The sequence below is a fragment of the Paenibacillus bovis genome, assembly GCF_001421015.2.
Classification (GTDB): Bacteria; Bacillota; Bacilli; order Paenibacillales; family Paenibacillaceae; genus Saccharibacillus; species Saccharibacillus bovis.
In genome coordinates this window covers 4,128,799-4,143,079 of the sequence record NZ_CP013023.1, presented here as the reverse complement: position 1 = coordinate 4,143,079, position 14,281 = coordinate 4,128,799, and the positions used below count along the sequence as shown (strand labels likewise).

The window sequence follows — 14,281 nt, the reverse complement described above, 5'->3', positions numbered from 1 at the left end:
TTGCCGAGAATAGAAAGAATCTATTGTCAGCATGAATCTGTCGAACCAGCCCCATTAAAATTGTATATAAAGCATAAAAAAACCGCCGGAGATTCCGGCGGTTTTTGATCGTTAAGATTAACGGTTGTACCACTCAACGATTTGTCTTTCATCGATGTCTTGAGTCAGTTCGGAACGCTCAGGCAGACGGATGTATTTTCCTTCTGTTGCGCCTTCGTTGAACTCAACATAAGCTACCAGATGAGTGCGGTTTTCCAGAGCTTCTTTAACGGAAGTCAGGCCACGGCTTTTTTCACGAAGACCGATTACATCGCCTGGTTTTACGGAGTAAGAAGCGATATCTACTTTTTTACCGTTTACAGTCACGTGACCGTGAGCTACCAGTTGACGAGCACCTGGACGGCTGTTTGCGAAGCCGATACGGTAAACGAGGTTGTCCAGACGGCTTTCCAGCAGGAACATGAAGTTCTCACCAGCGATGCCTGGCAGTTTTTGTGCTCTTTCGAACAGTGTAGCGAATTGTTTTTCACCCAGACCGTACATGAAACGCAGTTTTTGTTTTTCTTGCAACTGCATACCGTAGTTGCTCATTTTTCTGCGTTGGTTAGGACCGTGTTGTCCAGGAGGGAAAGGGCGTTTCAATTCTTTACCAGTGCCGCTCAGGGAAATACCTACGCGACGGCTTAATTTAAATTTAGGACCAGTGTAACGTGCCATTTATAGCAAGCTCCTTCGTAATTAAAGTATAGTTTTTGATAAAAATACGGGGCTTTGGGTCTTTGATTCAAGTTGCCGCTTATGATTTGTCGTGAGGCAGGATAGAAAACCACACTACTGACAGGAATGTTCAGCCGCAGTCTTGTCAGCAACCATAAGCGTGAGGGTGAAACAACGTTACGCCCAAATCAGAATCTATCCATTCTTCATCAAGAATAAATTATATCTTGAATATAAACATAAAGTCAATCATTTTCACGCAATAATCCAAGAGAAATTTTCCGGGTTCGTTGTTTGGAATTATACGTGCAATCCGTGGAGTCTGCTTGTAAAATGAAAATGATTCATATCTAATATTCACCGGCTGAATAGGCCGAATGATGAGGAGGATTTTATGCCAGACCATCCATGGAATTCGCCAGCGCAGAGCTGGCGCGCTGAAGCCGGGCATACCTCCTACCCTGTGGTGCCTGTCAATGATGACACGTTCTGGCTGCAAAAGGCAGATATCGGCGAATCTGATTTTCTGCATATTGAAGCATTGCTTGAAGAATCTCTCAAAGACTGGTACGAGCAGAATCGGATGATTGATAAAGTCTGTCATTCTGCCTGGTTTTTGCTGAACCATCAGCGTAAATATATAGGAGGAGTGGGCCTGCTGTCCGGCCAGGAGCTGCTGATCCAGCAGTCTATCAAAGACCGGCAGCAATCTGAAGCAGCTGCAACATCATCTGCAGAACCGTCAGGGGTCATCACATGTCCGCTGTATACACGTACAAAGGGTACATTGTTTGTGCTGCTTGGCTGTATTTCCTCAGCAGACCATCCGGTATCGGCAAATGATTTGGAGATGCTGGGTATGCATTATCGGTCGTTATTTTACAAGCGGTTTGAATATACGTTTGTCGCCGATATGCTGAGTTCGCAGACGGTCATTGAACGTGAGGCACAGCGTCGTACCGTACTGTTCCATATTATTCAGCGGATGTATGACAAGTTCGAGGTAGATGCGATTATTACAGAGATGTTCGCTATAGTGGATCAGATGTATCCGCTTGTTCAATTCGAGCTGTTGGTATCGCAGGGCGCTCAGAATCGGAATCCACGCGTCAAGCCGCTTGTGATGCAGTCTTCTGCAGATGATATGTGTGTACGTACCTTTTCGACTGGTGAAGTATCGGTTGCTGTCCATCCGGGTACAGATGGCAATTCCGATAAAATGGAAGCAGCGCTTCCACTGATGGGCAAACAGGGGATATATGGTGTTTTTCACATTATGGCGGATTATCCGCTGGAGGAAGAAGATCTGGAACTGTTGATGATTATCGCAGAGGCTGCCGGACGGACTTTTGAAAATGCCAGGCTGTATGAACAGTCTCAGATGCTCAATGAAGATCTGCGGCTGATCAACAATATTACCCACCGGCTCAACCAGAGTCTGAAGCTGGAGGAGATATTTCAATTTGCGGTGGGCGAGCTGCTGAAAGTATTCAAGGCCGAGCATGTGATCGTGCTGTACTTGAATCCGAAAACCGATCGATTCGAAATCGTTTCAGGGAACGTTCCCGCGCTGGATGGCGGTTCGGTCGACAAAAATGAAGGCTATACCGGATTGATTTACCGGAACAAGGAGCCGATTATTATGTCCGATTATTGCAGCGTACCGGGCACGGAATCGATTTTTATGAGAGAAACAGGTTCGTGCTCGATGATCGCTTCGCCGCTTATGAGCAGCGGAGAAGTCAATGGCGCTATTTATCTGGGCCATCCGCAGAGTCATTACTTCTCTTATGACAATTTTAAATTGCTGCAGGTTATTACGACCCATATCGGACTCTCGGTATCCAATGCTGCGCTTCATTCAGAAGTTCAGCGGATGGCGAGCCGGGATGCATTGACCGGGTTGTATCAACGGCGATATCTAGATGATTCGATCAGCAATTATCAGAATGCGACGTATAGTGGATCGCTGTTAATGGTCGATATTGATAAGTTCAAGGTAGTCAATGATACGTACGGTCACCAGGTGGGCGACGAGATTCTCAAGCAGGTAAGCCGGATTATTCAGCGGCTGATTCGTGACGGAGATATTGCTGCCCGGTGGGGTGGCGAGGAGCTGGCTGTTTATTTTCCACAGGTGGATAAAAGCCGTGCCTACCATATCGCTGAACGGATCAGGGAGACAATAAGTGAAGAGACGGATCCCAAAGTAACGGTATCCGGCGGAGTGGCTGACTGGAACTGGAAAGATAAGGATGTCAGTGTGGAATCACTCTTTTACAGGGCAGATATGGCATTATACCAGGCCAAACATAATGGACGGAATCAGATCCGGATGGATGCGGAGATGCGGGGTTAAATCCGCAATCGTAAATAAGCAGCACAGCAGATTATCCCTGACAGGGAATCGAGCTGTGCTTTTTTGGTGAGGACAAAAAACAGGTGCGCATGGTACACTGTTTTTTGAATAATTAACCGTTGTTCAAAAACATCATGAAAAGGGGACGAGACAATGCAGGATCCTAGAATAAAAGTACTCGCCAGAAATCTGGTACAGTATTCCATCGATGTACAGCCAGGCGAGAATGTACTGGTCGAAATGATCGGTACAGAGCGTGATCTGTTAAATGCGGTTATCCACGAAGTAGGTGCCAGAGGCGGTAATGTGTTTGTACAGCTGACAGACCGCAAGGTACAGCGTGCAATGCTGATCAATGCGACCGAAGAGAGTCTGGCTGCATGGGCAGCACTTGATCTGGAGCGTATGAAACAGATGCAGGGATACATCGGTATTCGTGCCGGCGATAATATCAATGATCTGGCTGATGTGCCGGAAGAGAAAATCAAAATGTACAACCGACTCTACCAGCACTCGGTACATAGCGAGCAGCGTGTCAAGCATACCAAGTGGGTTGTACTGCGCTATCCAAATGCAAGCATGGCCCAGCTGGCCGGCATGAGCACAGAAGCGTTTGAAGACTTTTACTTTGATGTATGCAATCTGGATTATGCCAAAATGGATAAAGCCCAGGATGCTCTGCAGGCACTCATGGAACGTACCGACAAAGTGCGTCTGGTCGGCAAAGATACCGATCTTGCTTTTTCGATCAAAGATATCGGTGCCAAAAAATGCTCCGGTCAGCGCAATATTCCGGATGGTGAAGTATTCAGTGCACCGGTACGCGATTCGGTCAATGGTACGATTACGTACAATACACCGACTGTATACAATGGCATCAGCTTTGAGCGTGTCACATTCCGTTTTGAAAACGGCAAAATTGTAGAAGCATCGAGCAATGATACCGAGAAGCTGAATAATATTCTGGATTCGGATGAAGGCGCGCGTTATATCGGTGAATTCGCAATTGGCTTCAATCCGCATATCCTGCATCCCATGAATGATATTCTGTTCGACGAGAAAATCGCCGGCAGCTTCCACTTTACTCCAGGACAGGCTTATGAAGAGACCGATAACGGTAACCGCTCTTCTATCCACTGGGATCTGGTATTTATCCAGCGTCCGGAATACGGCGGCGGCGAAATTTATTTTGACGATGTACTGATTCGCAAAGATGGCATTTTCGTACTGCCTGAGCTGGAGCCACTGAATCCCGAGAACCTGAAATAAGGAATATTGGTGTCAATGATAACCGGTTCGCAAAATACTGTTATTCATAGCTTGATCAAATAGGCAAAAAGAGGTTATATATGGATAGGGCGCCTGATAGGCGACTTCACGATATAACCTCTTTTTCTCTGAAAATGGACCTAAGAAAGAAGTTGCATAAGAAAGCGTATTCATTTATGATGTAAGGGAAAACGAGGTTTAGTGAAATTCAAAGCAAAATAGGAGGGTTTCTCATGGCAACCAGTAACACAAATAACGCAGCAGTCGTAGAGATTGCACAAACTGCCGGTCAGTACACTTCTTCAATCGTACTGCAGTATGAAACCAAGTTTATCGATGTCAAAAGTATTCTGGGACTGTTCACTACGCTGGTAGCCAACCATAACTACGAGCTGCACGTACACGGACCAGACGAAGAAGCAGCCAAAGCTGCGGTTGTCGCTGCTTTTGAAAAACATGGTCTAAGCGTCAAACTTGCGGATAATTAATGTATATCAGAAATGCTGCTGTCTATAGGACAGCAGCATTTTTGCTTTCACGCGATGCTCTTCGTGTTCATTCTGCTGTTGTAACAGTACCATACATGCAGAAAATGGAAGGAATAACGAGCAGCATGGATAGATATTTTAAATATAAGATATTTCCGCCCGATTTACAGGGAGGTTCTTGTATTGCCCTTCAATTTCGTCTAATATTAAGAATAGTAATGGCCGAGAGTTCTTGAACATGGGGGGGAAGAACATGACTTCATCTGATTTGCAAGAGCAGTTGAATATAAAAGCATTAAATCTTCTTCAGGAAGATGCACATAAAATCGAAAAGTTGATCGAAATCCAGATGGAGAATTTGGATACCCGTTACTGTCCTCTCTATGAGGAAGTGCTGGATACACAGGTATACGGCTTTTCCAAGGAAGTGGATTTTGCTGTACGTGCTGGTCTGGTGTCGGATCCTGTAGGCAAGCAGCTCATCAGTAATCTGGAGCGTAATTTGTCCGTATTGTATGAAGCCATGAACAATAAGACACAGTCTGCAGAATAGCAGATTTGAATGACATAGAAATGCCTGTACTCTGCTATTTAGGGTACAGGCATTTTTGCTATAAGTACTGTACAATCTGTCAAACCTGCAGATAGGATGTAGGCAGGATGATCGTCAAAAGACCCTCTCCCCAGACTGCACAGGGCAGCTGGTAGACAGGGTCTTTATTTAAACTGGTTTATGATGATCAACAAAGCCTATACTTGGATCATACAGTGGACTTTGAGTCTCTTTTTTAAACGAGATAGAAAGATACACCGAGTATAATGTACACAACCAGCAGCAGAGTACCTTCATACCAGTTGGTTGAACCATCCTGAATGATCGACTTGGCGATAAAGACGGATACCATAATAGCTACCAGTTCCAGCGTAGTGAAAACGATATCCATCGTGTTGCCCAGGAAAAAGCTGACAAAGATCAGTACAGGAGCTACAAATAAAGCAATTTGCAAGCTGCTGCCGACTGCGATTTCGACAGAGGCACCGATTTTATTTTTCATGGCAAGCATAATCGCTGCACTGTGCTCGGCAGCATTACCGATAATGGCAACCACAAAGGCACCAACAAATAACTCGCTGAATCCAAAGTCCTCGGTAAAGGTTTCGAGTGTACCCACGAGCCATTCACTGACAAAAGCAGTCATAACGGTTGCAATAATCAGATAAAGAATAGATCTGCCTTTGCTCCATTCTGGAGACTCATGCTCGTCGTCACCTTCATTGGTGACATCTGCCAGATAGGTCTTGTGAGTAAACATCGAGAAGATCAGCCAGGCGATATAAGCCAGAATGAGCAGTCCGGCTACGATCAGACTGAGTGTGTCCACTTCGGTACTCGTAATAGAGTGCGTATTCAGGAACAGTGCCGGTACGAACAGGGCAATAACCGCTACGATCATAAGCGATCCATTCATGCCTGCCAACGAGACGTTGAAGTTCTGCACTTTGAATTTCACGCCGCCGGCGAAAATACTCAGACCAAGTACCAGCAGCAGATTACCGATAATAGAACCGGTCAGACTGGCTTTGACCATATCGTACAGTCCTTCGCGCAGCAGCATGATGGCGATAATCAGCTCAGCTGCATTACCGAAGGTTGCATTCAGAAAGCCGCCCAGCCGCTGTCCGGCATAGTGTGCTACATTCTCTGTTGCACGTCCCAGGAATCCTGCTACCAGTACAACAGCAATCGCCGATACGATAAACTGGAGGATCGGATTCAGATGGGCATAATGAGCGATTGCACTGAATACGAAGAAAATAATAAGCAGAATAGTAGAAAGATTCTTTTTCATTGCGCCACCTCACTTTTGAATAAATATATGTTTGATATTCTACATATGGTTGATGCTTCCACTACAGAATCAATGACAGGACGAACAGTACGGCAGCGGTCTGCGAATGTACCGTACAGCGTGATCTTCCTATTCATTAACCAATCATCCGCCGCATATGACCAGGTTTTGTTATATTCGCACAGGTCAGGACATGGGAATCGCATCATACTAACTATGTAAATTCTTTAACAATATACCCAAATCTAATGAAAATGTAAACGACACAGCATAAACGTTTCATAAGCAGAAATAGAGGGTATAAATATTGTTTTTGAATATCTGCGCAATATGCAATAAAATAGAGAAGTAAACATTATGGTTAGTTGCATCCAGGTCGCAATATGGCTAACAGGGATGCAAGCTTTGGAGGAGGATGGACATGACCGAATCATTACAATTGGAGATGGGCACAATCAAGATTGCCGACGATGTCGTAGCAAAAGTGGCGGGCATGGCCGCACTGGAGACACCGGGGATTGCTGCTATGTCCGGCGGATTATCCGAAGGATTCGCCAAACGTCTAAGCGGTAAGAATGTACAAAAAGGGGTAACTGTTGAAGTCGGACAACGCGAGGCAGCCATTGATCTGCGCATCATTGTACTGTACGAGACACCGATTCACGAAGTATGCCGTATGCTCCAGCAAAATGTGCGTGAAGCAGTAGAGAACCTGACCGGTCTCAAAGTGGTCGAAGTAAATGTCAAAGTAGAAGGCGTCGCCTTCAAGGATGACATGATCGATTTTGAGCAGCCAGTTCGTTCCAGATCCTAAGCAGCCTATACAAAAGCATACCAGAACTGCACATACAAAAACGGCGGGGATTCCCCGCCGTTTTTTATATTAGTATTTGGTTTGGATACCGGATGATTATTTCATCCGCATCGAGACAGATTGACGACGTGTGTATCCATTGCCGGTCTCCTGCTTTTCAGCAAGAGCACGATTGGTTTCTCTGGAGATACTGAGCATAATACCCATACTCAGCATCATAATAACGAGTGAAGTACCACCATAACTGATAAATGGCAGCGGAACCCCGGTAAGTGGGATCGTCTTGGTCACCCCGCCGATATTGATAAAGGCCTGAATCGCAAACAATCCCATAATCCCGACACCGGCCAGTGTGCCGAAAATATCCGGACACCTGAGTGCGATAATAATGCCTCGCCAGATAAAGTAGGCATACACGAGCAGGAACAATACGGTTCCGATCAACCCGAATTCCTCACCGATAATAGCAAAAATAAAGTCATTGTACGGATTGGGCAGATAATGCAGCTTCTGAATACTTTGACCGAACCCGGCGCCTGTAACGCCGCCTTCGCCAATGGCTATAAGCGACTGAAGCATGTTGTAAGTGCCGCCTGTCGGATCGGCAAATGGGTTGAGATAGGCTTCAATCCGGTCGGCTCGGTAGTTGCCGCTGGCAGGCTCATCTTTAGTGAACAGAGAACTGATGCCAAATACAATTGCCGCCCCGAGTACAAGCAGCATGACAGAAGCCATAATATGCTTCATACTGGCTCCGCCCACATAAATAATGAGGCCTGCTGTTGCGACTAGAATCATACAGGAACCAAGGTCAGGCTGCAGCATGATCAGTCCGGCGACGAGTCCGACGATCAGCATAACCGGAATATAACCGGTTCGCAGATCCCTGAGTCGATCGCCCTTTTTGGCAATCAGAGCAGACAGATAAAGGATAACCGCCAACTTGGCAAATTCCGCTGGCTGCAGTGAAGCACCACCCGGCAAGCGAATCCAGCTTCGTGCACCATTCAGATGTACGCCGACCACAAGTACGGCCAGCAGCAGAACTAGGGTGACGAGGAAAAAGGGCGCAAACCACTTTTTATATTTACTGTAATGGGCTTTCATCGCAAAGAACATGGCGATGGTACCGATAATGGCATACATAATGTGACGCTTCGTAAAGTACAGTGCATCATTATTATAGCTGGCACTGGTCAATGCAAGACTGGAGCTGGCACTGAATACCATCAGAATACCAAAGCCGATCAGCACAAAGGTCAGAACGAGCAGCTGAAAATCCGGTGCTCCTTTTTTGATGACTTTTGGAGCTGTCTGTGAAGGTCTAGGCATGTTACGGACATTGGAATTTTTGGTACGGTAACGATCCGCAATACTCTGGTTGGAAGATCTTGATGTAGTTTGTCTTATTTTATTCATTCATGTATCCCCGGTAATGGAACGGATATGTACAATTGTGCAGCACGGTTGTCTATGTTCAGACGATTTTTCATCATGCACAAATCCTCCTTTGAAATAAAAGCAATCAATTATGTTAAGTTTATCTTTCATGATAGTACGTTTTAAAAGCAGGTGCAAGCTTTTGGTCGCTTTTGGATGAGTGCGCATAAAGGCATTTTACAAACAACTGTTTTTGCTTCAAAATAATGCCTAACAGTTTATTTAACCTTCATTAAGCAACTGAAACATGAAATAAGGTAAAAAAGAATGAATTTAGGTATACAGCGAAGGGATGGAGTGCAGATGGGGGATTACAACTGGCAAGCGTTATATCCGGATATGGTAAAGTGGCGGCGTTATCTCCACCAGCATCCGGAGCTGTCTTATCAGGAACATCAGACCATGGAATTTGTCGCAGAACGTTTGCGATCTTTTGGCGTAGAGATTCAGGTAGGCGCAGGCGATACCGGAGTGATTGGCGTGATCAAAGGCAGCCTGCCTGGCAAAACGGTAGCACTGCGTGCCGATATGGATGCGCTGCCCATCCAGGATGAAAAAGAATGCGAGTATGCTTCACAGGTGCCTGACGTGATGCATGCCTGCGGCCATGATGGCCATACCTCCGGTCTGCTGGCGGTAGCACGTTATTTTAGCGAGAACAGGGAGCAGCTGCGTGGTGAAGTGCGTCTGATTTTTCAACCTGGCGAAGAAGTATGTCCGGGTGGCGCGCTCAAAATGATCGACGCAGGTGCGCTGGAAGGTGTGGATGCGATCTATGGCGTCCATCTGTGGACTCCATTTGCAGCAGGTACGCTGGCAAGCGCGCCAGGACCTGTCATGGCATCAACCGACGAATTTTTTATTACGATTACGGGAAAAGGTGGCCATGGCGGTATTCCGCATGTGACCGTGGACAGTCTGCTGACCGGTGCTCAGCTGGTCGTACAGCTGCAGTCGATTATCAGCCGCAATGTCAATCCGCTTAATCCGGCAGTGCTGACAGTAGGCACGATCCAGAGTGGTACGGCGCAAAATATTATTGCAGAGAACTGCCGGATCACCGGAACTGTACGAACATTTGACGAGGAGACACGGGCATTGATCCGTCAGCGGATTGAAGAGGTCAGTCGTCAGCTGTGTGCGCTGAACGGGGCAACAGTGGATATCGAGTATATGATGGGTTATCCGACGCTGGTTAATCATGCCGGTGAGACCGAACGCTTTTTCCGGGTAGCCGAAGAGATGTTTGGCAAAGAGCAGGTGTTCCAGACTCCGCCGATGATGCCTGCCGAGGATTTTGCCTATTATGTGCAAAAGGTCCCTGGCTGCTTTATCTTTGTAGGAGCAGGCAATGCGAGCAGTGGAGCTATCTATCCGCATCATCATGCCCGATTTGATATTGATGAGTCCTCTATGCTGAATGCAGCCCGCATTCTAGCAGGGATGGCTGAGGATTTTCTGAATCAACCGGAAATAGAATAGTGCTAACTTGCTTATGGCAGAATCCGTAACATGCTGTTTATTGTTTTTGGAAAAAGGCTTCTAATCTGCCAATTCCTTATGCTATGATGGAAAGGACAGCACGTGTGATTTCCACGTATAATCGCTGTCCATTATATACAGGAATGGGATGAACTTCATGAGCGTAACCGAGACCAGAACGGTTGATATGGCCGAAGTCTTGACATGCGCCTATGATTTGGGCGATATGATCAACAATTCTATCGAAGTCGCGAATTATCTATATTGGAAAGAACGGATGCAAGTCCATCCGGAAGTACAGCGCTTGGTAATCAAGCTGAATAGCAAGAAGGAGCTTTTCGAGGAAACCCAGCGTTTTGGTCATTTCCATCCCAATTATCATGCGGCGATGCAAGAAGTCGAAGCTGTGCAGGAGGAAATGCAGCGTATCGAGGAAGTTCGCAGATTCACCGAAGCTGAGAACAACCTGGATCGCATGCTGTATGAGATGTCTGAGATGATCGCACATTCGGTCTCCGAGACAATCAAGGTTCCAAGTAATGATCCTTTACCAAAAGGAGGCGGATGCGGCAGTGGAGGCTCATGTGGATGCGGCGGATAACAATCCGCGCCAAGAACAGGAACAGGCAGTTTTTCCGGAACGGATCGGATATATTATCTGGGTCAGTGATGTAAAAGCAGCCCGTAATCTGGAGAAATACGGATGTGTACATTATATTTCACGCCGTATGCAGTATGTAGTGATGTATATGAATTCCGAAAAAACGGATGATATAATCAAAAATATGCGCAGACTTCCTTATGTACGGAAGATCGAACGTTCCTATCGTAACGAAATCAAGACAGAATACAGCAAAAATGTACCGGATCAGACGCAGTTCTACGGTATTTAATTTTACAATTTATCAATAATGGGGATGCAGGCAGCACTCATTGGCAGAGTGCTGCGGCAGGCCCGACTGAAATATAGCAGCGGCCATTGGGTCGCTTTTTTTATTCTTTTCTGGAAAGCGGTTTCATAAAAGGGTGTAAATTGGTATAAAATAGTAAAATATATGATATAATTTTTAACTTTTTGACTTTATGGGTTAAAAGAGAGTAAGGAACTGTCGATATACTCTGTAGTGGGACTCAAGAACTGTAGGAATAGTACAGTTAATCAATTAATATGATAAAAATGACACCGTAACGTAGTCTGGGCCGTAAAACAATATATCAATTGGTAGCTTTCTCGTCCTATTGTAGGTCTTTAGATTTATAAAACGATAATCAATAGGCACTAATACTTAGGCGGAAAGACCTGCGAAGATGGGGAGTGAATAATTATAATGAGAGACAAAGTAATGGAGCGCTGGAGTACTTATGAACCATTTCATGTTGCACTGGGCGAGAAAAAAGTGGCAGATGTAGTTATTACCAATCATGCTATCAGTCGTTTTAATGATCGGATTGCCAAATCAGATACCCCTACAGAAGATATCGCTTCCTTTATGTGGGATAGCCTGAAGCAGGATCGCATCATCTCCTATTATCGCAAGGAAGAAGATGTGTATCTGATTGACGAAGATGTGGTTGTTGTTGCTGAGTTTGCTGAACTGCCCGGTGAATTTGATCTTGCAGGCAATCCGCTTCACAAAATGATCGTAGTTACTTTCCTTGGGAAAATGTCCGAAACGATCGAACTCCGTGATCTGAAATCTTATTATTCATGGTTGAGACACTCTCGCCGCATGACGCTAATCAAAAATAGCCGTAAACGCAAATAATACTTCATATTTTATCAGGTACATTTATGAATTGGCCTAACTTGCCTTCGTATTGGAGGAGCAGGCTGCCTATCATTAATACGGACCCGGAGAGCCTGCATATGCAGGCTCTTTTGTTATGTGCTTTTTTTGGGGTACAATCAAAGTACGACCAAGGAGGGAAACGGCATTGGCATTTAACTTTCATCAATTACATATATTTTATACAGTTGCCGAGCGGGGAAGTTTTTCGGCAGCAGCCCAGGCGCTGCACATGACCCAGCCGGCAGTGACCATGCAGGTGCAATCGCTGGAAGATCATTTTGGGACCAAGCTGCTGATTCGTACAACCAAACGAATCGAGCTGTCAGAAGCCGGTCATGCGCTGATGCCTTTTGCGCGTCGGGGCATAGAGCTGATGCGAGAAACAGATGCGGCAATGTCGCGATTTACCGATAATATGGCCGGTCGGCTGATGCTGGGGGCGAGTAATACGATTGGTGAGTATGTGCTGCCCCGCCTTCTCGTTCCGCTAGGGCAGCGTTATCCCGATATGAAAATTATGCTTAAGGTTATGAATACGACACAGATTCTGGATGAGATCAGTCGTAACCAGCTCGATTTTGGTCTGATTGAGGCGCCGGTAGAGCATCCCGATATGACGATCAAGCCGGTCATGCAGGATGAACTGAAGCTGATCGTGCCTGCGGGACATCCGCTGGATGAACTGCCCAGGATTACACTGGAAGATGTGCTGAATTATTCTTTTGTGCTGCGGGAGAAAGGATCGGGTACAAGACAGGTTATGGAGGAAGAATTTATCCGGCATCATATGGATCTGGAACGTATCGATACGGTTATGGAACTGGGCAGCACAGGAGCGGTTAAGTCGGCGGTAGAAGCCGGATTGGGCATTACGATCCTCTCGCCGTCTTCGGTGAAGCATGAAGTGGCACTGGGACTGCTCAAGGTACTGGATATCCAGAATGTCTCTTTTCAAAGACAGTTCTATTCGATTCATCTCAAATCGACACTGCTTGGTATCCCGTCGATTGCTTTTTTACAGTTTTTGCAGGAATATTCGTTAACCTAGTGTAGTACCGGATAGGGTGAATACAATTCGGATGTTCTGGACAGACGAATTAGTGTATCCCCTATATCCAAGACAGATGATATAGGCAGATTGTACAGAACATGAATATAAACAGACAGGAGTGAACACAGATGGATAATAAAACAACCCTGCAGCTGGGCTATGTCGATCTGCACAGCCATACACAGGCTTCGGATGGAATGAATACGCCTGCCGAAAATGTGCAGCTGGCTGCTGAAGCTGGCTTGAGCGCACTGGCTATTACAGATCATGACACCGTGGCAGGAGTGGCAGAAGCACTGGCAGCAGGTGAGCGGCATGGAATAACTGTCGTACCGGGAGTAGAAATCAGTACGATGGAGGATGGCAAGGATATTCATATTCTCGGATATTACATGAATATCGAAGATCCCGTTTTTCTGGAAAGGCTGGCCGGACTTCGTCAGATCAGGGATACACGCAATGAGATGATTCTGGAAAAGTTGCGCGGGCTTGGTGTCGAGATTACGATGGAAGATGTATTGAAGCAGCTCGGACGCGAACTGCTGCCGGATGAGAGTATCGGACGACCGCACATGGCAGATACGCTTGTAGCCAAGGGTTATGCCGAAGATATGCGCGATGCATTCAACAAATACCTGGCCCAGGACGCAGCCGCCTATGTATCTCCGCCACGTATCCGTCCCCAAGAAGCAGCACAATGGATTATAGAAGCAGGTGGGGTTCCTGTCATGGCGCATCCAGGAATCTATGGAGATGACGCTCTGGTCGCTCGTATACTTGGTGAAAGCGCACTGGCGGGTCTGGAGGTATATCATTCGGATCATTCACCAGAAGATGAACAGCGCTACTTGGAGCTGGCAGAGCAGAGAGAGCTGATTGTGACGGGTGGCTCTGATTATCATGGAGAGCGTCAGGGCAAAGTATTCCATGGTGCACTTGGCAGCAAACGGGTACCGGCCGATGTATTGACGCGGCTACTTGAACGGGCTTCAAGTCAGGCATAGAGCATATATTGTAAAAG

14 protein-coding genes are annotated in these 14,281 nt (G+C 46.2%); 11 read left to right on the top strand and 3 right to left on the bottom strand.

Annotated elements, in window-relative coordinates:
• Positions 1-117: 117 nt before the first annotated feature.
• Positions 118-717: a 30S ribosomal protein S4 gene (gene rpsD, locus AR543_RS17665; RefSeq protein ID WP_060535728.1), complete on the bottom strand. Its 600-nt coding sequence runs from the start codon at positions 715-717 to the stop codon at positions 118-120.
• A 394-nt stretch (positions 718-1,111) separates the two neighbouring features.
• Here rpsD and AR543_RS17660 point away from each other — a divergent pair, with 394 nt between their 5' ends.
• From AR543_RS17660 to AR543_RS17645, 4 genes are all read left to right on the top strand, one after another.
• Positions 1,112-3,076 carry a sensor domain-containing diguanylate cyclase gene (locus AR543_RS17660; RefSeq protein WP_060535727.1) on the top strand — a complete coding sequence of 655 codons (1,965 nt, stop codon included), beginning with the start codon at positions 1,112-1,114 and terminating at the stop codon, positions 3,074-3,076.
• Positions 3,077-3,229: 153 nt separating this feature from the next.
• A complete protein-coding gene (locus AR543_RS17655) occupies positions 3,230-4,345 on the top strand; it encodes an aminopeptidase (RefSeq protein WP_060535726.1) in 1,116 nt (371 codons plus the stop codon).
• 233 nt (positions 4,346-4,578) lie between these two features.
• Positions 4,579-4,833: an HPr family phosphocarrier protein gene (locus AR543_RS17650; RefSeq protein WP_060535725.1), complete on the top strand. Its 255-nt coding sequence runs from the start codon at positions 4,579-4,581 to the stop codon at positions 4,831-4,833.
• Positions 4,834-5,086: 253 nt separating this feature from the next.
• Entirely contained in the window at positions 5,087-5,386 is a 300-nt protein-coding gene (locus AR543_RS17645; protein WP_017814671.1) for an Fpa/YlaN family protein, read from the top strand.
• Positions 5,387-5,621: 235 nt separating this feature from the next.
• Here the strand turns inward: AR543_RS17645 and cax are convergent, their stop codons facing one another.
• The gene (gene cax / locus AR543_RS17640) at positions 5,622-6,683 is read right to left on the bottom strand and encodes a calcium/proton exchanger (protein ID WP_060535724.1); all 1,062 of its coding nucleotides are present in this window, start codon (positions 6,681-6,683) and stop codon (positions 5,622-5,624) included.
• 421 nt (positions 6,684-7,104) lie between these two features.
• Here cax and AR543_RS17635 point away from each other — a divergent pair, with 421 nt between their 5' ends.
• Entirely contained in the window at positions 7,105-7,497 is a 393-nt protein-coding gene (locus tag AR543_RS17635; RefSeq protein WP_060535723.1) for an Asp23/Gls24 family envelope stress response protein, read from the top strand.
• 96 nt (positions 7,498-7,593) lie between these two features.
• Here AR543_RS17635 and ftsW read toward each other — a convergent pair whose 3' ends face one another.
• Positions 7,594-8,916: a putative lipid II flippase FtsW gene (gene ftsW / locus AR543_RS17630; protein WP_174703753.1), complete on the bottom strand. Its 1,323-nt coding sequence runs from the start codon at positions 8,914-8,916 to the stop codon at positions 7,594-7,596.
• 288 nt (positions 8,917-9,204) lie between these two features.
• Between ftsW and AR543_RS17625 the strand changes: the two genes are divergently transcribed.
• From AR543_RS17625 to AR543_RS17600, 6 genes are all read left to right on the top strand, one after another.
• Entirely contained in the window at positions 9,205-10,419 is a 1,215-nt protein-coding gene (locus tag AR543_RS17625; protein WP_418304202.1) for a M20 metallopeptidase family protein, read from the top strand.
• 157 nt (positions 10,420-10,576) lie between these two features.
• Complete coding sequence (locus tag AR543_RS17620; RefSeq protein WP_060535721.1) at positions 10,577-11,020, top strand: YlbF/YmcA family competence regulator; 444 nt, start codon at positions 10,577-10,579, stop codon at positions 11,018-11,020.
• Positions 10,992-11,312: a YlbG family protein gene (locus tag AR543_RS17615; protein WP_060535720.1), complete on the top strand. Its 321-nt coding sequence runs from the start codon at positions 10,992-10,994 to the stop codon at positions 11,310-11,312. Before AR543_RS17620 ends, AR543_RS17615 begins: the two co-directional genes overlap by 29 nt.
• A gap of 435 nt (positions 11,313-11,747) precedes the next feature.
• Positions 11,748-12,185 carry a hypothetical protein gene (locus AR543_RS17610; protein WP_060535719.1) on the top strand — a complete coding sequence of 146 codons (438 nt, stop codon included), beginning with the start codon at positions 11,748-11,750 and terminating at the stop codon, positions 12,183-12,185.
• Between the two features lie 169 nt (positions 12,186-12,354).
• Complete coding sequence (locus AR543_RS17605) at positions 12,355-13,257, top strand: LysR family transcriptional regulator (RefSeq protein WP_174703752.1); 903 nt, start codon at positions 12,355-12,357, stop codon at positions 13,255-13,257.
• A 131-nt stretch (positions 13,258-13,388) separates the two neighbouring features.
• Positions 13,389-14,264 carry a PHP domain-containing protein gene (locus tag AR543_RS17600; protein WP_060535717.1) on the top strand — a complete coding sequence of 292 codons (876 nt, stop codon included), beginning with the start codon at positions 13,389-13,391 and terminating at the stop codon, positions 14,262-14,264.
• Positions 14,265-14,281: the final 17 nt, after the last annotated feature.